The sequence below is a fragment of the Muriicola sp. genome (assembly GCF_041567615.1).
Classification (GTDB): Bacteria; Bacteroidota; Bacteroidia; order Flavobacteriales; family Flavobacteriaceae; genus Muriicola.
Map to the genome: position 1 here is coordinate 1 of NZ_JBFGBM010000021.1, position 21,822 is coordinate 21,822.

18 protein-coding genes and 2 tRNA genes are annotated in these 21,822 nt (G+C 49.6%); 12 read left to right on the forward strand and 8 right to left on the reverse strand.

Annotated features, from left to right (window positions below; genetic code table 11):
• On the reverse strand, window positions 1-576 hold a 576-nt coding region (locus ABYP73_RS02620; protein WP_372973361.1), incomplete at its 3' end, for an NAD(+)/NADH kinase.
• Entirely contained in the window at window positions 573-1,229 is a 657-nt protein-coding gene (locus tag ABYP73_RS02625; protein WP_372945602.1) for a CBS domain-containing protein, read from the reverse strand. The genes ABYP73_RS02620 and ABYP73_RS02625, both read right to left, overlap by 4 nt.
• Before the next feature lie 93 nt (window positions 1,230-1,322).
• Here ABYP73_RS02625 and ABYP73_RS02630 point away from each other — a divergent pair, with 93 nt between their 5' ends.
• The 7 genes from ABYP73_RS02630 (at window position 1,323) to clpX (ending at window position 8,586) form a co-directional block, all read left to right on the forward strand.
• Window positions 1,323-2,039: a pyridoxine 5'-phosphate synthase gene (locus ABYP73_RS02630; protein ID WP_372945604.1), complete on the forward strand. Its 717-nt coding sequence runs from the start codon at window positions 1,323-1,325 to the stop codon at window positions 2,037-2,039.
• Window positions 2,036-2,806 (forward strand): alpha/beta fold hydrolase, encoded by a 771-nt coding sequence (locus ABYP73_RS02635; RefSeq protein WP_372945601.1) that lies wholly within the window; start codon window positions 2,036-2,038, stop codon window positions 2,804-2,806. Before ABYP73_RS02630 ends, ABYP73_RS02635 begins: the two co-directional genes overlap by 4 nt.
• 122 nt (window positions 2,807-2,928) lie before the next feature.
• The gene (locus tag ABYP73_RS02640) at window positions 2,929-4,554 is read left to right on the forward strand and encodes an SGNH/GDSL hydrolase family protein (RefSeq protein WP_372973362.1); all 1,626 of its coding nucleotides are present in this window, start codon (window positions 2,929-2,931) and stop codon (window positions 4,552-4,554) included.
• 71 nt (window positions 4,555-4,625) lie between these two features.
• Window positions 4,626-4,979, forward strand: coding sequence for a phage holin family protein (locus ABYP73_RS02645; RefSeq protein WP_372945599.1), 354 nt, complete (start codon window positions 4,626-4,628; stop codon window positions 4,977-4,979).
• Window positions 4,980-5,071: 92 nt separating this feature from the next.
• Complete coding sequence (gene tig / locus ABYP73_RS02650) at window positions 5,072-6,394, forward strand: trigger factor (protein ID WP_372973363.1); 1,323 nt, start codon at window positions 5,072-5,074, stop codon at window positions 6,392-6,394.
• A 172-nt stretch (window positions 6,395-6,566) separates the two neighbouring features.
• On the forward strand, window positions 6,567-7,247 hold the full coding sequence (clpP, locus tag ABYP73_RS02655) for an ATP-dependent Clp endopeptidase proteolytic subunit ClpP (RefSeq protein WP_372945047.1): 681 nt from the start codon (window positions 6,567-6,569) through the stop codon (window positions 7,245-7,247).
• A 103-nt stretch (window positions 7,248-7,350) separates the two neighbouring features.
• Window positions 7,351-8,586, forward strand: coding sequence for an ATP-dependent Clp protease ATP-binding subunit ClpX (clpX, locus tag ABYP73_RS02660; RefSeq protein ID WP_372945046.1), 1,236 nt, complete (start codon window positions 7,351-7,353; stop codon window positions 8,584-8,586).
• On the opposite strand, the gene ABYP73_RS02665 is transcribed toward clpX, so the two are convergent.
• Together ABYP73_RS02665 and ABYP73_RS02670 are read right to left on the reverse strand one after the other, a co-directional pair.
• Window positions 8,583-9,128, reverse strand: a complete 546-nt coding sequence (locus ABYP73_RS02665) for a hypothetical protein (protein ID WP_372945045.1) — start codon at window positions 9,126-9,128, stop codon at window positions 8,583-8,585. The two genes, clpX and ABYP73_RS02665, sit on opposite strands and share 4 nt — an antisense overlap.
• A gap of 131 nt (window positions 9,129-9,259) precedes the next feature.
• Window positions 9,260-10,774 (reverse strand): GH3 auxin-responsive promoter family protein, encoded by a 1,515-nt coding sequence (locus tag ABYP73_RS02670; protein WP_372945044.1) that lies wholly within the window; start codon window positions 10,772-10,774, stop codon window positions 9,260-9,262.
• Between the two features lie 77 nt (window positions 10,775-10,851).
• Between ABYP73_RS02670 and ABYP73_RS02675 the strand changes: the two genes are divergently transcribed.
• The gene (locus tag ABYP73_RS02675) at window positions 10,852-11,646 is read left to right on the forward strand and encodes a DUF2797 domain-containing protein (protein WP_372945043.1); all 795 of its coding nucleotides are present in this window, start codon (window positions 10,852-10,854) and stop codon (window positions 11,644-11,646) included.
• Here ABYP73_RS02675 and ABYP73_RS02680 read toward each other — a convergent pair.
• From ABYP73_RS02680 to sppA, 3 genes are read right to left on the reverse strand one after another with little or no spacing between them, the layout of a single operon-like run.
• A complete protein-coding gene (locus ABYP73_RS02680; protein ID WP_372973364.1) occupies window positions 11,639-14,359 on the reverse strand; it encodes an AsmA-like C-terminal region-containing protein in 2,721 nt (906 codons plus the stop codon). The genes ABYP73_RS02675 and ABYP73_RS02680 overlap by 8 nt on opposite strands.
• A gap of 27 nt (window positions 14,360-14,386) precedes the next feature.
• Window positions 14,387-15,097, reverse strand: a complete 711-nt coding sequence (locus tag ABYP73_RS02685) for a queuosine precursor transporter (RefSeq protein WP_372973365.1) — start codon at window positions 15,095-15,097, stop codon at window positions 14,387-14,389.
• A 3-nt stretch (window positions 15,098-15,100) separates the two neighbouring features.
• Window positions 15,101-16,858, reverse strand: a complete 1,758-nt coding sequence (sppA, locus tag ABYP73_RS02690; RefSeq protein ID WP_372973366.1) for a signal peptide peptidase SppA — start codon at window positions 16,856-16,858, stop codon at window positions 15,101-15,103.
• A 189-nt stretch (window positions 16,859-17,047) separates the two neighbouring features.
• Here sppA and folK point away from each other — a divergent pair, with 189 nt between their 5' ends.
• Window positions 17,048-18,205, forward strand: coding sequence for a 2-amino-4-hydroxy-6-hydroxymethyldihydropteridine diphosphokinase (folK, locus tag ABYP73_RS02695; protein ID WP_372973367.1), 1,158 nt, complete (start codon window positions 17,048-17,050; stop codon window positions 18,203-18,205).
• 8 nt (window positions 18,206-18,213) lie between these two features.
• On the opposite strand, the gene ABYP73_RS02700 is transcribed toward folK, so the two are convergent.
• Window positions 18,214-18,756 carry an RNA methyltransferase gene (locus ABYP73_RS02700; protein WP_372973368.1) on the reverse strand — a complete coding sequence of 181 codons (543 nt, stop codon included), beginning with the start codon at window positions 18,754-18,756 and terminating at the stop codon, window positions 18,214-18,216.
• 135 nt (window positions 18,757-18,891) lie between these two features.
• Between ABYP73_RS02700 and mutS the strand changes: the two genes are divergently transcribed.
• From mutS to ABYP73_RS02715, 3 genes are all read left to right on the forward strand, one after another.
• Window positions 18,892-21,504 (forward strand): DNA mismatch repair protein MutS, encoded by a 2,613-nt coding sequence (gene mutS / locus ABYP73_RS02705; RefSeq protein WP_372973369.1) that lies wholly within the window; start codon window positions 18,892-18,894, stop codon window positions 21,502-21,504.
• Between the two features lie 111 nt (window positions 21,505-21,615).
• A tRNA-Gly gene (locus ABYP73_RS02710) sits at window positions 21,616-21,688 on the forward strand.
• Window positions 21,689-21,737: 49 nt separating this feature from the next.
• A tRNA-Leu gene (locus ABYP73_RS02715) sits at window positions 21,738-21,821 on the forward strand.
• Window position 21,822: the final 1 nt, after the last annotated feature.

Here is a 21,822-nt window from a genome sequence, read left to right on the forward strand (position 1 = left end):
CGAATAGCCTGTTGATCCTGTAGGGGTTGAAATGATAAGCCCGTCTGCCCAGTAAGAAGTGAGGTATTCCTCGTCCAGGTGGGTTTCGATGGTGATCATGGAAGTGGTGTCCTTCCGGCTGACCGTGACCTCATTCAGGGCGTAGTTCATCCCTTTGAATTCCTCTATTTCAGGATCTGCTGACACGGTCACCAGGCTCCTCTCCACAATCACATAATCCCCCCTTTTGAACTGGTGGACCAACTGCCTGACATCTTCTTTCTTGTAGGTGGAAAGAAATCCGAGTCGGCCTGTATTGACCCCCACAATAGGGATCCCGAGATCGCCGACATAGGTGACGGCGCGCAGGATGGTGCCGTCTCCCCCGAAGCTCACAAAAAGGTCGAATTCACTGCTGAGACCCTTATGGTGGTCGAACGTCGGGTAAGATATATTCTTTTGATGGGTGCGAAGCCATTGTAAAAAATCGGCTTCTATGACCACCTGTGATTCCATTCCGGCCAGTTCTTCCAGCAATTCGAAGACATAGGTAAGACCATTGTCCTGAAAGGCCTGACCGTAAATGGCGATTTTCATACGTTCAGGAATTTGTCCAGATAATCAGAGCGTTCTTTGAGGTCCTCCAGGAATTGATCGGCTTTGTTCCCATAGAGGATGGAATAGTTATAACGGCGGAAAGTGTTCACGACCTCGCTGAAATTGTTGGTGCCCACTTTGATAGTGATCTGTACCACCTCGCTGCGCGCATCCGTGATAAAGGCCCCGATAAGCTTGGTGTTGTTGCTTTCGACGATCTGGGCAATCTCGCTAAAGGAATAGTCCTTGATACCCTTGGCTACCACCAGGATGGCGCCGGGTTCCTTAAAGAAAGGAGTGTCGATAAAAACCCCCACAAAATCGTTAAGGTCGTAATACCCCATTACGTGGGCTTCCTCGTCCAGCACGGGAATAAGGTTGGCCTCATTCCTCGAAAAGAGCTCCAGCACATCCAGCCATGAAGTTTCCTTTGAGGCGTAGAAAGATTCCAGGTTGGCTTTGAAGCTCGAGATTTTTTCCCCCGATTCGAAGGATTCGAGGTCATTTTCCGAAAGCAAGCCCAGCAATTTCTGGTCTTCGGTGACGGCCACATGTGAATAGATGCTGTTCTTGAAAAAGTGTATGGGCTCTTCAAGCCGATCCTGGATGTCAAATACCGGGATGGTGTGGATGATATGGGATTCTATCGACATGACCTTTAAAATTATCGCAAATTACTAATTAAAAAGATCAAAAGGTATGCCTAATTCGTATTTTTGCGCCGATTCAACGATGATATGATCTCCATGACGAAACTCAGTGTCAATATCAACAAAATTGCCACTCTCAGGAATGCCAGGGGAGGAAATGTCCCCGATGTGGTTAAAGTAGCACAGGATATAGAAGACTTTGGCTCAGACGGTATTACGGTGCATCCCAGGCCGGATGAAAGGCACATTCGGTACGCCGATGTCTACGCTCTCAAAGAAGTGCTTACAACGGAATTCAATATAGAAGGGAATCCCAACCCCAAGTTTACGGAGATGGTGCTGGAGGTAGTCCCTGCTCAGGTTACCCTTGTTCCTGATGCCGTGGACGCCATCACTTCCAATGCAGGTTGGGACACCAAAAAGCATCGCTCCTTCCTGCAGGAAAAGATCAGCGCCTTCAAGGCTAAAGGTATCCGTACTTCCATTTTTGTGGATCCTGATCCTGCCATGGTGGAAGGCGCCGCCGAAACAGGCACAGACCGCATAGAGCTCTACACCGAAAATTACGCCAGGGGATTTGCAGTTGATCCGGCCAGGGCCATCGCACCCTACGCAGAGGCTGCCAGGGTTGCCCATTCCCTTGGGTTGGGCATCAATGCCGGGCACGACCTCAGCCTGGACAACATCGCTTATTTCAGCAAGGGCATTCCAAACCTGCTGGAAGTGTCCATCGGCCATGCCCTGATTTGTGAGGCCATTTACCTGGGCCTCGAGAATGTGATAAACATGTACAAACACAGATTGATATCGTGAGTAGTTTGTATTCCAATGTACTGGGTTCCGGCTCACCCCTGCTGATCCTGCACGGTTTTCTGGGCATGTCTGACAACTGGAAGACCCTGGGGACCCGCTACGCTGAAGAGGGATTTGAAGTGCACCTGATAGACCAGCGGAACCACGGGAGGAGTTTTTGGTCCGAAGAATTCAACTACACCGTCCTGGCACAGGATATCAAAGCCTATTTGGTTGAGCGCGGAATCTCTTCAGCCCACATACTCGGGCATTCCATGGGAGGCAAAACCGCGATGCAGTTCGCCTGCACGAATCCGGGAAAAGTCAGCAGCCTTATTGTGGCAGATATCGCCCCAAAATACTATCCTCCCCACCACGACTATATTCTGCAGGGTTTGAAAGCCCTGAAACCCGCTGACCTGGGCTCAAGAACAGATGCCGATAAAGCCCTGTCGGCCTACATCAGGGACTGGGGGATACGGCAGTTCCTTCTGAAGAATCTGTACTGGAAAGAAAAGGACCAGCTGGCCTTTCGTTTCAACCTGGAGGTCCTGGCTGAAAGGATGAATGAGATTGGAGAATCCATAGGCAGTACAGAACGGTACGAAGGGCCCTCCCTCTTTATCCGCGGCAGCCGTTCCGAATACGTTCAGGAAGGGGATCTGCCCGAAATCAAAAACCACTTCCCCAGAGCCCTTCTCAAAACGGTGGAAGATGCAGGTCACTGGCTGCATGCTGAAAACCCCGACCAATTTATGGAAATCACCCTGGCCTTTCTGAATTCTTAAGACGAATCCCTTTTTGCCGAAGGATTGTCAATTCTACAAGGGCAAAATTGCGTGTGTCATAATTTTGGTTAAATTTGAGACCACTGACATTCATTACGTACTATCAACTCAAATACTGCTCAATGAAAAAGCTCTTTGCCCTTCTGGCATTCTTCGGACTGCTTTTTATTTCCTGTAGTGATGACGACGCTACGATCACTACCACTCCTCCACCGGAACCCATAACGTACACCAGCGGGACGGCCGACTTTTCAAATTACGTGGCCCTGGGCAACAGTCTGACAGCCGGATATTCAGATGCCGCCCTGTTTATAGACGGGCAGACCGCGTCCTACCCGAACATGCTGGCCCAGAATTTTTCCCTGGCAGGAGGAGGCTCCTTTTCAACTCCTTTTATGGCTGACAACCTGGGAGGAGCAACGCTCAACGGGACTCCAATCCTAGGTAACCGTCTTATCCTCTCCTTTGCTACTGGTTCGCCCACCCCTGTACCAGTATCAGGTCAGGGTTCCACTGAGATCAGCAATACACTTACAGGTCCCTTTAACAACATGGGGGTACCGGGAGCCAAAAGCTTCCACATGGTGGCCCCGGGATATGGTAACCTGGCCGGGGTACCTGTGGGATTAGCCAATCCTTATTACGCCCGTTTTGCCAGCTCTGCCTCTGCTACCATCATAGGCGATGCCGCTGTGCAAAACCCTACCTTTTTTACCCTGTGGATAGGGAATAACGACATACTCAGTTTTGCCACCTCAGGAGGATCCGGGGTAGACCAGACAGGAAACCTGGATCCCAGCACTTATGGGGGAAATGATATTACGGATCCCAATGTTTTTGCCAGTGTATACGACGGCCTGTTGCAGACCATGACGGCGAACGGAGCAGACGGTGTGGTCATCAACCTGCCTGATGTCACCACCATACCGTATTTCACCACTGTGCCTCATAATCCGCTCGATCCGACAAATCCGGCTTTCGGACCCCAAATACCGCTGCTGAATACCATTTTCGGAACGTTAAACCAGATCTACACCGCGATCGGACAGACCAACCGCATAGTGGTCTTCTCACAGACCGAGGCAAGTCCGGTTGTGATCAGGGATGAAAGCCTGGCGGATATCTCAGCCACGATAGCAGGTGCCTTACTGGCCAATGGACCCGCCTTTGAGGCGTTCATCGCCCAGTTCGGGTTACCCCCTCAGGCCGCACCTCTGGTGGCCAACTTACTGGGAGCCACCTACGGCCAATCCAGACAGGCTACTCCGGAAGATCTCATTGTCTTTCCCAGCGCTAGTGTCATAGGAACTGTGAATACCACTTCGGTACAAAACCTTGTGGCCCAGGGATTATCTACTCAGTTGGCAGGCCAGTTCTCTGTAGAAGGGGTTTCTCTTCCGCTCGCAGACAAATGGGTCCTCACTCCGGATGAACAGGCATCCGTAGCTACCGCTACAGCCTCCTATAACCAGACGATTGCTGCCCTGGCCCAGGCCTATGACCTGGCTTTTGTAGATGCCAACGCTTACCTGCAGACCATTGCAGATGTGGGGATTCCCCTTAGTGACGGAAGTACCATCACTGCATCTTATGGCACAGGAGGAGGATTCTCCCTGGACGGGGTTCACCCATCCCCAAGGGGCTACGCCCTGGTGGCGAACCTGATCGTTGAGACGATCAACGCCAAATACGGCTCAAACCTTCCCGGCGTGGATCCGTTGGATTACACAGGACTTTATATTCAGTAAACGAGAAAAATTCATAATTTAAAGGCACGCTTTTAAAAGCGTGCCTTTTTATATCTCTAAATATTATATCTATGAAATTCATACTCAGAATGCTGCTCTCAGCCCTGGCAGTGGTCCTGCTCGCCAACCTTTTGAGCGGGGTGCAGGTCGACTCGTTTTTGATCGCCGTCATTGTGGCCCTGGTAATCAGCCTTCTCAATTTTATCGTCAAACCCATCCTGGTCATTTTCACCCTCCCGGTGACCATCCTGACCTTCGGGTTGTTCCTGCTGATCATCAACGCTGTCATCATTCTCCTGGCCGATTGGCTGGTGACCGGTTTCTCGGTGGAAAATTTTTGGTGGGCCTTGCTTTTCAGCCTGTTGTTATCTTTCCTGCAATCCCTGTTTTTCTCTGCCCTGAAAGAACCGGAAAGGACCCAGTGATTACAAAGTCAGACAAGTTTCTAAAAACTTGTTCCCCAGTGTAAAATGTACTACTTTTGCCTCCCTTTTAGGGACGTAAATCACATTTATCCATGAACATTAGCAAGGAGCAGATCGATGACCTCAACGCCGTTGTCAAGGTCAACATCAGCAAAGAGGATTACCACGACAAGGTGGAAAAAATATTAAAGGATTACCGAAGGCAGGCCAACATCCCCGGATTCAGGAAAGGTCAGGTCCCCATGGGCCTGATCAAGAAGCAATACGGCCGGGCTGTCCTGGTGGACGAGGTCAATAAATTACTGCAGGACAACCTGAACAAGTACCTCAACGAAGAAAAACTGGACGTACTGGGCAATCCCCTGCCAAAGCAGCAGGATAGTTTCGACTGGGACCGGGAGGAATTTTCCTTTGAATTTGAGTTGGGCCTGGCACCGGAATTCGAAGCGACCTTAAAAACCAAAAAGCCCGTTACGCATTACAAGATCGTCGCCGATAAAAAGATGATCGACGAGCAGTTAGAGCGTATAAGGAAGCAATACGGAAAACTGGTCTCCAAAAAAGATGTGGGTAAAAAGGACGAGGTTACGGGAACCTTCTTCAATGAGGCTGAGGAGATCGACCACAAGTCGACCCTCGAACTCGACAAGATCAAAAGCAAGAAGGCTCTGGAGAGCCTCCTTGGCAAAAAAGCAGGAGAGGCCGTGACCTTAAAGACCAAAGGACTCTTTAAAGAAGATTACCTGCTCTCAGGTGCACTTGGGATCAACAGGGATAAGGCTGATAAACTCGACATTGAAGTGAATTTCACCATCGAGGAGATCAACGAGCGCCAGCCCGCAGAACTCAACCAGGAACTCTTTGACAAACTCTTCGGAAAGGACAAGGTGACCTCCGAGAAGGCGTTAAAGGAACGTTTGAAGACAGATGCCGAGAAACAATTTGAACAGCAATCGGATCAGAAATTGCTGAACGATGTTACGGAACGACTGATCGAAACCACCAAATTCGAACTGCCCACCGAATTCCTGAAAAAATGGATTCAGATGACTGGTGAAAAACCCTTGTCTCCGGAAGAAGCGAATGATGAATACGAAAAGTCCGAAAAGGGGTTAAGGTACCAGCTGATCGAAGGTAAGATCATCAAGGATCACAACATTGAACTCACCTACGATGAATTGAAGGAATTCACCAAAGGCTTTATCAAATCCCAGATGGCTCAGTATGGCCAGATGAATCCTGCAGAGGAAGAGCTCGATGCCATTGCCGGAAGAGTGATGAGCAACCAGGAAGAGGTAAAACGCCTTTCTGAGCAGCTCATGAGCCAGAAATTGCTGGCCCTCTACAAGGAGAAGGCCAACCTCAAAGTAAAGGAGGTCACCTACGAGAACTTTGTAAAAGAAGTCTACGGTTAAATTTTTAACCCCCGATAAAATAGTGGGGAAGGCCGGGCCCGACAGGGTATTAAGGTTGTGGTAAAATTGATGGCCGACGTTGTCATGTCATCGATTTTCATGAAAATTAAGTATCTTTACAGAGCCGAATGTGTACAGTTCGGCTCAATTTTTTTAATCCCATTTTCCAACTATGAACTACGGACAAGAATTCAAGAATTTCGCGATAAAAGACCAGGGAATCAGCAGTTTGTACTACGATGACATCCTGCGCAGCATGTATCCTGTGAATATGACCCCCAATATTATCGAGGAACGACAGCTCAACGCCATTGCGATGGACGTGTTCTCCAGGCTGATGATGGACAGGATCATCTTCCTGGGTACGGGGATCAGCGACCAGGTCGCAAACATCGTGCAGGCGCAGCTCCTCTTCCTGGCCAGCGCGGACTCCTCCAAGGACATACAGATCTACATCAACTCCCCCGGGGGGAGCGTCTATGCGGGCTTTGGGATCTATGACACCATGCAGTTCATCAAACCGGACGTGGCCACCATTTGTACGGGAATGGCAGCTTCCATGTCAGCCGTTTTGCTCTGTGCAGGGGAAAAAGGCAAGAGAAGCGGACTCAAACATTCGAGGGTGATGATCCACCAGCCTATGTCAGGCGCACAGGGTCAGGCCAGTGATATTGAGATCGCCGCCAACGAGGTGCTGAAGATCAAGGACGAACTCTACCATATCATCTCCCAGCACTCCGGGCAGCCATTTGAAAAGGTTTATGAAGACAGCGACCGGGACTACTGGATGAAGGCCGAAGAAGCGTTGTCATACGGTATGATTGACGAGATCCTGGAAAGAGACAAGGATTAAAACAGCAGGTGTTATTAGTCCGCGAAATACAACCGCCGGACCGGAAAGTAAACCAAAAGCCAAAATATTTCGTTATAATAGCCGATAGATAGTACAGAGAAAAATGGCGAAGGAAAACTTAGAATGTTCTTTTTGTGGTCGGAAAAAACCCGAAACCAACCTGCTGATAGCGGGTCTGGATGCCCATATCTGTGATCGATGTATCGAACAGGCTCATGGGATCGTAGCAGAGGAATCCAAACAATCCAGAACGGACGACCTCTCCTCCGAGCTCACCCTGAAAAAACCGATGGAGATCAAAAATTTCCTCGATACGTTCATCATCGGGCAGGAACGCACCAAAAAAGTATTGTCAGTAGCGGTTTATAACCACTACAAAAGGCTATTGCAGCCCAGCTCCAAGGAAGATGAGATTGAGATCCAGAAGAGCAATATTATCATGGTGGGACAGACCGGAACGGGAAAGACTCTGATGGCCCGTACCATTGCCAAGATGCTGAATGTTCCCCTAGCCATAGTAGATGCTACCGTACTCACCGAGGCGGGATATGTGGGGGAAGACGTGGAAAGTATCCTGACCAGATTACTGCAGGCTGCAGATTACAACCTGGAGAAAGCCGAGAGGGGTATCGTATTTATCGATGAGATAGACAAGATTGCCCGCAAGAGCGATAATCCCTCCATCACCAGAGATGTTTCCGGGGAAGGCGTACAGCAAGGCTTGCTGAAACTCCTGGAAGGTACCATGGTGAACGTACCCCCAAAAGGCGGCAGAAAACACCCCGACCAGAAATTCATTGAGGTCAATACAGAAAATATCCTTTTTGTAGCCGGAGGTGCCTTTGACGGAATCGAACGCATTATCACCAAAAGGCTGAATATGCAGGCCATCGGTTACAGTGCTTCACGAAAAGAGGAGAACATAGATCAGGACAACGTCCTGCAGTACATCATTCCCAAAGACCTGAAGGAATTTGGGTTGATCCCCGAGATCATCGGCAGACTACCCGTTCTCACTCATATGAACCCCCTAGACAAGAAAACACTCAGGGCTATTCTCACGGAACCCAAGAATGCTATCATCAAGCAGTATGAAAAACTGTTTGCCATGGATGGCATCACCTTCCAGATTACCGAGCAGGCCCTTGACTACATTGTAGATAAGGCGATTGAGTACAAACTGGGAGCCCGTGGACTCAGATCACTGTGTGAGGCGGTGTTCACAGATGCGATGTTTGAACTTCCGAGCAGCGATGACACGGAATTCAAGGTAACCAAGCCTTATGCCGAAGAAAAACTTTCCTACGAGACCATCAAGAAGTTAAAAGCGGTCTCTTAGAGCTGGAATTTTTTGTGGATCACAGCTTCCAGGAGGGACAGGCAGACCTTCTGTATGATCTTCTCATCAGAATACAACTCATGTCCGAACTGGGGCATGATCTCCAGGGAAACCCCTTTGTCTTTCGCCCAGTCCTGTGATGGAAGGTCCTTGTCATTCTCCCCGTACAGCAAACGTACAGGGCAGGCAGGTGCGGAACCGTCCAGGGGAAGGTCTATAGGCGAAATGGCATAGAGTGATTTAATGGGCAATCCTTTCTGTGCTGCCAGCCACGTCACCGTACTCCCCGCACAAAACGTGAGATAATGAGCCGGTTTTTTCTCCTTTTTAAGCAGTTGCTTCACGGCGATATCCTTCCCTCCTTCATTAAAGGCTTTGTAAAGTTCCTCTGTGCTGAGTCTTACGAGATCCACATCGGCGAGTTGCTGGGTGTCGTGGAACTGAATGTCAAAGTATTGTTGGAGGTAACCGAGGTAAGATGTGATCCAAAGACCTTTCTTTGACCCCCACATATCGGACAGGATAACTAGTTTTTCAGCCATGATTCTAAAGTTCAGGTTAAGTACGGTGCTTCAATTTGGTTATAATTCCGAGATGCAGGCCTATTTTTTTGACGATCGGGTGTATTTTATCGATAAGGTATGTTAAAACGGGGGTTGAAAGAGGTAATCTTCTACCTATTCATCTGCAGCAGTTCGTCCAGGTAGGCTCTGTCATTGGATAATCTGGGGATCTTGTGCTGGCCTCCCAGCTTATCCTTGGATTTCAACCAGTCGTAGAAGAGGTTTTCCCTGGCGATATGGATGGTAGGCATATTCAGGGTCATGTTGTTGTAACGCTTAGCCTCATAATCTGAATTCAATGCTTTCAGGGCCTTGTCCAGAGATCTTGTAAAGTCGCTCATCCTCTCAGGCGGCTTGCGGAATTCTATCATCCATTCATGGGCACCCTTTTCCTTTCCGGACATGAAGATGGGAGCCACGGTATAATCCTTGATCTGTGAACCGGTTTCCCGGCAGATCTGCTCCAGGGCCTTTTCGGCATTTTCAATGATCAGCTCTTCCCCAAAAACGTTGATATGGTGTTTGGTTCGTCCTGTGATCTGTATTCGGTATGGGTCCGTGGAAGTGAACCTCACAGTATCCCCTATTTTATACCGCCACAGTCCGGCGTTGGTCGTGATAATAATGGCGTAATTCTTCCCGATTTCCACTTCCCACAGGGGGATGGCCTGCTGCTCCTCTGTTCCATACCGATCCATCGGTATAAATTCATAAAAGATCCCGTAATCGAGCATAAGGAGGAGGTCTTCTGCATTGTTCCTGTCCTGAATGGCAAAAAACCCTTCAGAGGCGTTGTAGATCTCGTAATACCTGAAATTCTTTCTCGGCAGAAGCTTGTCGTACTGCTCCCTGTAGGGTTTAAAGCTCACTCCTCCGTGAAAATACACTTCCAGGTTCTCCCAGATCTCAAAGAGATGCTCCTTCCCGGTCTCTTCCAGGACATTATTCAGCAAGACCAGCATCCAGGAAGGTACCCCGGCTAAGCTGGTCACATTTTCCTGGATACTTTCCTGTATAATGGCCTTCATTTTGGATTCCCATTCGCTCATCAGGGAGACCTTGTTGCTGGGAGTACTGCTGAGTTCCGCCCAGAAGGGCATATTGTCGATCAGGATGGCCGAGAGGTCCCCGAAGAAGGTCCCGTTGTCCTCGTACAATTCCTTGCTCCCACCAAGTCTTAGGCTTTTCCCCGTAAAAAGCTGGGAATCCTCATTGTTGTTCAGATATAGGCAGAGGAGGTCCTTACTCGACTTGTAGTGGCAATCTTCCAGGGCCTCTGTGCTCACAGGGATGAATTTGCTCTTTGCATTCGTAGTTCCACTACTCTTGGCAAACCATTTGATGGCGGTGGGCCAGAAGATATTCTGCTCCCCCCTCCTGCTGCGTTCGATCAGGGGTTCGGCGTCCTCATAGGCATTGATGGGCACCCTCGCCCTAAACTCCTCGTAATTCTCAATGGAAGTGTACTCATATCGCCTGCCAATCTCAGTATCCTCGGCTATCTCCAGCAACTGCTCAAGTACTTCCTGTTGTACCTCAGCAGGGTATTTCAGAAAGAGCTCTATCTGGTGAAACCGCTTTTTCAGCAGCCAGGAGGCTATAGAATTAAAGAGTGGAATGGGCATTTTTAGGTATCTTTGGCCAGATTTATAAGGTGTGAAAAGGTAGGAATTTTTAGTGGAATTTCTATAAAAACAAGTCTATGCAGTTCGAAGGAGTTTTACGCAAAATGAAAACCGAGATCGGGGACCCCATCCAATACTACCTGTTGTTCGAAACTGATTTTCTGAATGTGAACCAGGTACTGGGCAAACAGCTTCAGATCTCCTTTCTCAAATACCAGTGTCTGAATTGTGGCCTGGAAAGGCCGATCTTCAGGCAGGGATTCTGCAGGACCTGCTTTTTTGAGATCCCCGCTGCGGGCGACTGGATCATGCACCCGGAGCTCAGTACCGCCCATCTCGGGAAGGAAGACAGGGACCTGGAATACGAAAAAAAGATGCAGTTGCAGCCCCATATTGTTTACCTGGCCAATTCGAGCAATATCAAGGTCGGGGTCACCCGCAAATCACAGGTGCCCACACGATGGATAGACCAGGGGGCCCATGAGGCCATAGAGATTGTGGAAGTACCCAACCGATACCTGGCCGGGATCACGGAGGTTGCTCTAAAAGATCATATCGCAGACAAGACCAACTGGCGCAAGATGCTGACCAATGATGTGGACGATGAAGACCTGGTGGGCTGGCGCGATAAGTTACGCCCCTATATCCCAGAAGAGGCAGCGCCTTATTATATCGAGAACAATAAGGAGACCGAACTCAGGTTTCCTGTCCTGCATTACCCTAAAAAAGTAAAAAGCCTCAATCTGGAAAAGACCCCGGAGTACAAAGGAGAACTCACCGGAATAAAAGGCCAGTATCTCCTCTTTGAGGACAATACCGTCTTTAATGTCAGGGGAAGCGAAGGTTATTATGTCTCCCTGAGCCTTAGTTGACGGAATCTTTCTTCACGGTAGTAGAATCCTTTTTCTTTTTCTTAAGCAGACCTCCTAAAACTGATTTTGCGGCATCCTTTACTGCCTGGTTTGCTTTCCCGCCAGCAGTAGTATCCCGCTTAACGGAATCGTTTTTCACTGTACCCGAAGTCAGGATGTTCCCTAAAGTCTTCTTTACCTCATCGGTCGGAGAAGTTTTCGTTTTTGTACTGTCGGTTTTTTTCCCGGCCAGGAGGCCTTCCAAAAGGTCAGATGCCTTGGCTTTTCCCTGGTTGACGAGTTTCTGTTTCTGAATCTCTACCAGGCTGGCTGTCAGATCCCTGACTCCTGAAGTCAGGTCGGTTTTTACCTGGGGATTGTTATAGACACCCCCTACGGTTACCCCAACAGGGATTGTCAGGTTCTGAAGGCTGTTGTCATTGATCCTGGCGATCAGGTTGTTCACCTCAGCACCCAGATAACGTGCAGGCACATCGAGACGGGCTCGGTAATTGAGCTGGTTGTCAAAAGTGTGGCTTCCATCTACGGTAATAGAAATGTCCTGGTATGTAAAAGTCATCGGTCTCACCGTTACCACCCCCTCCTTGAAAGACAGGGCAGTTTTCAGACCGCTCAAATTGAGTTTTGCGGGTTCAAAGAACTGGAGCTGGGAAGCCATGGCATTGAGCACATTGGATTTCTCCGTATTGATCCTTGTCTCCAGAATCTCCGCCAGTACGTTGCCCGTGATACTCTGGAGTTTAGGAGTAAATTCCGGACTGAGGTTTCCGGAGAGAGAAATCCTGGAATTCAGTTTTCCCTGCAGGGCTGCCGCAACGGGTGCAAGGGTCTTCAAAAGGTCCAGGTTGGCAAAGGCCTCCGAAAGCTGAAATTGCTCCGCCCCTAGTTTCATGTCGAAGATGGGCGTTTCTCCCTTGGTGGAAACCGTGCCGTCCAGGGTTAGTTTACCATTGAAAATAGAAGAAGAGAAATTGTTCAGGGTGGCGGTCTCATCCTTGATCCTAATCGTACCCTGAACATCCCTGAGGACCAGGTTATCATATAGGACGGTCTGGGCCCTTGCATTGATAGAACAGTTGAGAAAGGACGGGATCTTTACAGCTGCCTGCCCGGCTTCCCCACCTCCTCCTTTTCGTCCTTCGGGCTCCTCTACCATAAAATCGTTGAGGGAAAAGGTATTTGAATTGAGGTTGAAATTGCCTTCCACATCTTCCTTGTTAAACATAAACCCCAGCAGGTTGTTGAGGGTACCGGTAATATCAAAATCCGTCTTGCCCACATTTCCCTGCATTCGGTTCAGAGTGATCCTCTCAGGTTTAAAATCGATAGAGATCAATTGGAAACGGGCCGGGGCGGTAAGTTCTTCGCTGTTGTATTCAAATCCCTCCAGGCTCAGCCTTCCTGAGGTCCTGGTTTTGGCATATTGTTTTTTCTCCAGGGTAGCCATGTCAAAAGCCGTGTTCACATCAGCCTTCAAAAGGCCTTTCAGGTTTTGTTCTGCGGCATAGGGATATGCCTTTGAGAGGTTGGCCAGATTCATGTTAGCGTCAACATGTGCACTGACACGGGTATTTCCGGTCAGATCCCTTATTTCGGCTTCCATGGCAAAACGGTCCTGATCTATGTTGAACGAAGCCTTGTCTACCTTCACATAGGTGTCTTCCGTCAGGCCTGTTTCATTGATGACCAATGCAGAGATCATTATATTGTCAACTGATTTGGGCAGGTCAGGGTATTTGAAGGAAGCCCTATCGGAACGTATGTCGATGCGAAAAGCAGGGATATGCTCATCATCGATCTTGCCTTTGAACTCACCCATTACAACAAATTCCCCCGTGGTAGATACCTCTGCGATGTTTTTGGAGTATTTCTCAGGGAACAAGGCCAGGAAGTTCCGGAAGTCAGAGGACGGGGTCTCAAAAGTGATGTCTACTTCGTTGTATTCTTCCTCTACCCTCACAAAACCTTTGAACACAAGGGGCAACTGGTTGATCTGCCCTGTGTTTTCCAGGAAGGTGTAGGTATTGGTCTGCAGGTCGATCCCCAGGAGGGCATCGAGGGAAACCCTGTGTTTGTTGAGGTATTCGGTCCCATCCATACTCAGGCTCACGTACCCTTCAGAATGGGTATCCAACTGGGATTCTTTAAGTGAGAGGTCTCCGGTACCCCTGTGTTGTATCCCGGAGACGTCGAGGTAGATGCCCCCGGCCTTGTCGTTGTAAACAACGCGGGAATCGCTGAACCCGTATTCCTGCAGGTCGAGTGTAAATCCGCTATCCCCTGATGTTTCCTCCGACTGAGAATTCGTCTTTTTGGCGATCTCGTAATTAGGCCTTTCCTCCTCGTCGTATACAATGTTGATAAAAGCCCTGTCGAGGCTCAGTTTCTGGAGTTTGATGGGTTCTGATGCCTCCTTGAACAACTCAAATACCGAGAGGGACAGCTCTATCTCAGAAGCACTGAAGAGCGTATCTCCCTCAAAAGGCGCTGCAGTGGTCAAAACGGCATCCGTTATTCGAAGATTTGCATTGGGAAAATTGCGGATCAGACTGAGTTTTGCATCCGAAAAATCGAAGGTGCCTGTAATATTGTTGTTGATTTTGTTTTTGAGGAGCTGACCAAACCTGCCTTCAAGAATAAAGGGCAGGGCGATGATCGCCCCTATCAGGACCAGCAGGACAGCTGCTGTAATTTTTACAACTTTTTTCTTCATGAAATGAGATTTAGAGCTGAAACGGGATCAGATATCGAGAGCGATCTCCTCGCCCATCTTCAATCCAAAACGCTTCCTGAGAATATATACGAAAAAATAAAGAAAAGGGGTGTCGATCAGTGCTATAAAAACCTTAAAAAGAAAGCCGCTGATCACAAGACCTGTAAAGAGGGTCCAGGGCAGTACCCCGAAGACGCATAACAGGCCTACCACCGTAAAGGTATCTATGAACTGGGACAGGAAAGTGGAGAAGTTGTTCCGTATCCACAGGTATTTCCCTTTGGTCACCCGTTTCCAGAAATGATAGATGGCGATATCGACATACTGGGCGCACAGATACGCGATCATGGAAGCGAGTACGGCAATTGGGGAAAGGGCAAAGACCTTCCTGAAGGTCTCATCTCCAATGGGCGACTCGGGAATGGCAGGGGCCCATTCGGCCAGTAAAATAATGCCCATGGAAAAGAAAGAGGCAAAGATCCCGGCGGTCACGATCTGGTTAGCCTTCTTCTTTCCGTATATCTCCGAGATCAGGTCGGTGATCAGGAAGGTGATGGGATAGGGAAGGATCCCCACAGAGATCTCGAAAAGGGATGCGCCAAAGACCGAAATATCCCCAAAGGGCCTCCAGTAAAAGAATTTCTGGAAGATAAGGTTGGAGACTACCAGGGAGGTGATGAACAGCGCCCCCAGGTACAGATAGATCTTATACGCAACCCTCCTGTCCTTTTCCGTCATTTTCTATCGGATGGTTAAGCTGAAAGGCAACCTGGCCTGTACTCCTTTCTGACGAACAGCATTCCTGACTTCCCTGTACAGAAGATATCCCTCTTCTCCCAGTTCGGACTTCAAAAGGTTTTCCCTGGCCTTTTCGCTGGCGCCGGAGAGGTCCTCCATCAACATCTCGAAATTGGATTTATACCTGGGATAACGACGGACGCTGAAGGATGAAATATCGGCCAGGGCGGCGGCTTCTGCAATGGCGTCATCCAGCCCTCCGAGCTGATCCACAAGGCCCAATTGCAGCGCCTCAGTTCCGCTCCACACACGCCCCTGGGCAAGGCTGTCTGCCCTTTGCATGGACATCTTCCGGCCCTCTGCCACCCGTTGGAGGAAGGTCTGGTAGGTATTTTCTATACTTTCCGTGACCACTCCCCTGAATTCCGGGCTCATGGGTTCAAAGAGGGAGTATTCCGTCGAATTTCTGTTGGTTTCTACCTGTTCCGCATTGATGCCTAGGTTTTTAGCCAGTTCCGATATGTTGGGAATAGTCCCGAACACCCCTATGGAACCGGTGATGGTCGTGGGCTCAGCAAGGATCTTGTCCGCCCCTGCTGCAATATAATACCCTCCTGAGGCGGCCACATCTCCCATGGAAACCACTACGGGTTTTTCCTTCCTGGTGAGCACGACTTCCCTCCAGATAATATCGGATGTAAGAGCACTCCCTCCGGGAGAATTTACACGGAGGACGACGGCTTTTACCTTTTTGTCCTCCCGGGCACGGATCAGGGCTTTGTTGATCAGTCCCTGTCCGATAAAGTTCGGACCCCCTTCCCCATAGAAGATTTCACCCTGCGCATAGATCACGGCAATCCGATCACTTCCTTTGTAGACCGACTTCTTTCGGGCCTCTTTCAAATAGTCCGACAGCTCTACATAATCGATATCCTTTTCTTCTGAAATATCGAGGACGGTTTTGATCCGGGATTCGTACTCGTCTGTATACAAGGTCCCATCTACAAGTCGGTTCCTAAGCGCCAGAGCGGGTGTTCTTCCCCCAAGGGAATCTGCTATCGCGTTGAGATCACCAGAGGTTAGTCCCCTGTCTGAGGAAATATCATCCACAATACTCGTCCACAGGGATGCCAGCAACTCACGGATCTGAGTGCGGTTCTCCTCACTCATTTCATCCTGGAGAAAAGGCTCCACGGCACTTTTGTACTTTCCATGCCTGACCACCTCCATCTTAACTCCTGTTTTTTCCTGTAATTCCTTAAAGAACAACACTTCAGCAGAAAGGCCCCTGAAATCCAGATTCCCCACGGGATTCAGATAAACGCTATCGGCCACGCTGGCCAGGAAATAATCCTTTTGCATGTAGAGGTCGGCATAAGCATACACGAATTTACCGGACTCCTTGAAATCCCTGAGGGCATCCCTGATGGCCTTTACCTGAGACCATCCGGCCATCACAAACTGGTTCCTGACGCTGATTCCTTTGATCCTGTCGTCATCTTTGGCTACCGCAATCGCATGAAGGATGTCATCAAGCCCTACAGCTTCCTGAAAAAGTCCCGCGAAAGGATCGCTCTCGTTACTGCCTGTATAATCATTGATGGGATCTTTGATCTGGAGATCGAGGACGGAATTCCGTTTTACAACGACTCCTTCTTCCACATTCGCCAGGCTGATAAAAATGAGGAACATGAAGAACATGATCCCAAAAGCGATCAGGGTTCCCAGAATAGCTGCCAGTAAGTTTCTTAAAAAATTCATTTAGAACTATTAGTCCCGCCAAAGATAGTGAAAGTGCCTATCTCCCTGATTTCTGGATGCATATTTTCACAAAATGCCCCAATAGGCAACCGCTATGTCACGAGGCCCGCCCTGCCTGTGAACAATCGGTGGAAAGCGAGTGAATGGAGGTCCTTAAATCCATTTCTTTTTCATTAATTTGCCAGAATTATGGCACCTCCTCATACGGTCTATTTATCCCTGGGAAGCAACGAGGGAAACAGGGTCTATTTCCTTCAGAAGGCTTTGTTCCTGCTCGGACAGATGGCAGGGCCTGTGCGAAAGATCTCATCGGTTTATGAATCCCCTTCCTGGGGATTTGATTCGGCTCCTTTCCTCAACATCTGTGCAGCACTGGAGACCTCTTTATCGCCGGAAAAACTGCTTGAGACCATCCTGCATATCGAAAAATCCCTGGGAAGGGAACGATCATCAGAAGGCGGGTACAGGTCACGCACCCTCGATATCGACATCCTCTATTACGATACCCTGGTCATGGACGGTGAACAACTGAAAATACCCCATCCGGGAATCCCCCTGAGGAGGTTTGTCCTAAAACCCCTGGCCGACATTGCGCCTCAGTTCTACCATCCCGTCCTGGGCAAGGATACCCGTAACCTGCTGCAGGAGTGCCGGGACGACTCGGTCCTCACCAAGACCGGGATCAAACTTCACCCGCATTGGGAAGATAAATTCGCCGATTTAAACTTTGTCACGATTGAGGGTAATATCGGTGCAGGGAAAACCTCCCTGGCCCAGCGGATCTCAGAGGACTACAAGGCCAAACTCGTCCTGGAGCGCTTTGCGGACAACCCCTTTTTACCCAAATTCTATGCAGACCAGGCCCGATACGCCTTCCCGCTTGAGATGTCGTTTATGGCCGACCGCTACCAGCAATTTACGGAAGACACCTCTCAGTTCGACCTGTTCAAGAAATTCATGGTGAGCGATTACGACGTATATAAAAGCCTGATCTTCGCCAAGATCACCCTCCAGCCCGATGAGTACAGACTGTACCGGAAAGTGTTTGACCTCATGTACAGGGAAGTGCGAAAACCCAACCTCTACGTCTACCTCTACCAGACCACGGATCGTTTGCTGGAAAACATCAGGAAGAGGGGGCGCACCTATGAGCAGCAGATCGAGGCCGACTACCTGGAGCGGATCAACAAGGGGTACTTCGACTTCATCAAGAGTTATCCCGAGCAAAAGACGCTGATCCTGGATGTGAGCCAGCTCGACTTTGTGCAGAGTCCCAGGGATTACGAACACGTCCTGGACCGCATCCTTGACTTTACGGCAGCCTCACAGGTCGTACAAAAAAAATAGAAAGACCCCTAGCTTTTATCCCTCTTTTCTCTGAGTTTACACCAGAAATCCCATACCACTACCCCGGCACTTACCGCAATGTTCAGGGAGTGTTTGGTTCCCTCCTGGGGGATCTCCAGTACGCTGTGGCAGGCGTTGACCACATCCTGGGACACCCCTTTCACTTCATTGCCAAAGACTAGGGCATAGGGTTTATCGATTGAGGGCTTAAATTCGTTCAGGGGAAGAGCACCTTCAGCCTGTTCCACGGCCAGGCAGTGATGGCTTTCCCTCAGTTCCCTGACCAGGGCCAGGCAATCTTTTCGGTATTCCCAGCTGACACTTTCGGTGGCCCCCAGGGCTGTTTTCCGGATATCCTTGTGGGGAGGGGTGGCCGTGATCCCGCAGAGGTAGATCTTTTTGACCAAAAAAGCATCTGCCGTACGGAATACGGAGCCTATATTGTGTAGGCTTCGGATATTGTCCAGGACAAGGACTATGGGCGTCTTATCGGCCTCCTTAAAGGCCTTTACATCCAGTCGGTCGAGTTCCTTGTTCAGCAGTTTTCTCATGAGATTTCCGTGAGTTCGAAAGAGGGTTCAAGTTATCCCAAAATATCAACAACTATTTACATTCCAGGGGCAAATCGGTACTTTCGTCTTACGGGTGCAAAGATAGGCCTCAGCCTTTGTTCAAAAAGAAAGGAAATGAAAAAAACCGGGAAGGTGACCCCCCTGATGAAGCAATACAACACCATCAAGACCAAGTATCCTGATGCGCTGTTGCTATTCCGGGTGGGTGATTTCTACGAGACCTTTGGGGAAGATGCGGTGAAAGCGTCACGAATCCTAGGCATTATCCTGACACAGCGAAACAACGGGGGTGATCGCACTGAACTCGCCGGTTTTCCTCATCATTCCCTGAATACCTATCTACCCAAACTGGTGAAAGCCGGGCAGCGGGTGGCCATATGTGACCAGCTCGAAGATCCGAAACAGACCAAGACCATTGTAAAAAGGGGGGTTACCGAACTGGTTACCCCGGGGGTAGCCCTGAACGATGACATCCTGTCTTCGAAAAGCAATAACTTCCTTTGTGCCCTGCATTTTGGTGCTTCGGGTTACGGAATCACCATGCTGGATATCTCCACAGGGGAATTCCTGACCTCGGAAGGCAATGCAGAGGAAGTGGATACCTTGTTGCAGCATTTTAATCCCAGTGAGATCCTGATCTCCAAAAAGCACAAGACCGATTTTTCGGAGAGTTTCGGCTCTGCCTATCATACTTTTTTAATGGAAGACTGGATCTTCCAGGAGGATTATGCCACAGAATCCCTTTGCAAACATTTCAAGACATCCTCCCTGAAAGGATTTGGGATTGCCGGCCTCACATTGGGCATCATTGCCTCCGGAGCGGCCCTGCACTACCTTTCGGAGACCGAGCATAAGAGGCTGCAGCACATCAATAAACTGGTGCGTATAGTGAGTAAAGACCATGTCTGGATGGATCGCTTTACGATCCGTAACCTGGAACTCTACCACTCCCCCCATCCGGAAGCGGTTACTCTTCTCGATGTGATAGACAAGACCAAATCTCCCATGGGAGGACGGCTTTTAAAGCGGTGGCTGGCCTTCCCATTGAAGGACCTGGAGAAGATACGTGCCAGGCACAGGGCCATCGGACATTTCCTTAATGAGGAAGGGGCACTTCGGAAACTTCAGGCGGGAATTGGAAAAATGGGAGACCTGGAAAGACTGGTCGCCAAGATCGCCACGGGTAGGATCAACCCCAGAGAGGCGGTACAGCTCAAAAACTCCCTTGAAGCTGTGGTTCCGGTAAAGCAACTGATCACCGCAACAGGTAACGAGGCAGTGGATCTACTCGGGCAGGGGCTAGACACCTGTGAAGAACTCAGGAATCGGATCAAAGAAGTGCTCAATGAAGAGGCCCCGGTACAAGTGGGGAAAGGCAGCACTATAGCCCAGGGCTTCTCGGCAGAACTGGACGAGCTCAGAGGTCTGGCCACCTCAGGGAAGGACTATCTGGATCAGATGCTGGCCCGGGAGACGGAGCGCACCGGGATCTCCAGCCTAAAGATCGCCTCAAACAATGTTTTCGGGTATTATATTGAAGTGAGGAACACCCATAAAGATAAAGTTCCCGAAGACTGGATCAGGAAACAGACCCTGGTCAGTGCAGAGCGCTATATCACGGAAGAATTGAAGGAATACGAGGCAAAGATCCTTGGGGCGGAGGAGCGCATTCTTGAGCTGGAACAACAGCTCTTCTCCCAGCTGGTCCTTTGGATGCATGCCTATATCAACCCCATACAGGAGACGGCCAAAGGGATCGCCACCCTGGATTGCCTATGTGGCTTTGCCGAACTGGCTCGTGAGAACCGGTATGTGGCTCCTGTCATGAATGATTCTACGGCCCTCCACATCACACAGGGCAGGCACCCGGTCATTGAAAAACAACTCCCCCCCGGAGAGGCCTATATACCCAATGACGTGGTCCTTGACCGGGAGAACCAACAGATCATTATGATCACAGGGCCCAATATGAGTGGAAAATCAGCCATTCTGAGGCAGACGGCCCTGATCGTCTTGCTGGCCCAGATCGGCAGCTACGTCCCCGCTGAGGAGGCGAATATAGGGATGGTCGATAAGATCTTTACCCGTGTAGGAGCCAGCGACAACATCTCCCTCGGGGAATCCACCTTTATGGTGGAGATGAACGAAACGGCCTCCATATTGAATAACCTTTCGGAGCGCAGTTTGCTGTTGCTCGATGAGATCGGGCGGGGGACGAGCACTTATGACGGGATCTCGATCGCCTGGGCCATAGCGGAATACCTGCACGAGCACCCCACGAGGGCCAAGACCCTTTTCGCAACGCATTATCACGAGCTCAACGAGATGGCCGCTACTTTTGAACGCATCAAAAACTACAATGTCAGCGTAAAGGAGTTGAAGGACAAGGTCCTTTTCCTTAGAAAACTGAGCCCAGGAGGCAGCGCCCATAGTTTTGGGATCCATGTGGCGAAGATGGCAGGGATGCCACATCAGGTGGTACACAGGGCGAACAAGGTGATGAAAAAACTGGAGCAAAGTCATTCCAGTGAAGAACTTACCGGAAAACTGCAGGCCGCCGCTTCGGAGATGCAGTTGAGTTTCTTCCACCTGGATGACCCCTTGTTGGAGGAGATCAAGGAAGAGATCCTTACCCTCGATATCAATACGCTCACGCCGGTGGAAGCCCTGATGAAACTCAATGAGATCAAGCGGTTGCTCACCAAGAACAAAAAAGCCACTTCCTGATAATATTCCGGGTTTATCCCTGTTCTTTTTCCCTTTAAAGTTCTTTGGATTTTACAGAATTGTATTAAATTTGCGTCCGCATCTGTCGGAGATGCGTTATTCTGTCAACATGCGAAAATAGCTCAGTTGGTAGAGCGCCACCTTGCCAAGGTGGAGGTCGCGGGTTCGAATCCCGTTTTTCGCTCAGATAAAATCCACGTTCTACCAATGGTAGGATCGCTGCGCAAGCAGAGGCTCGAGTGGTGGAATTGGTAGACACGTTGGACTTAAAATCCAATGGACATTAGTCCGTGCGGGTTCAAGTCCCGCCTCGAGTAC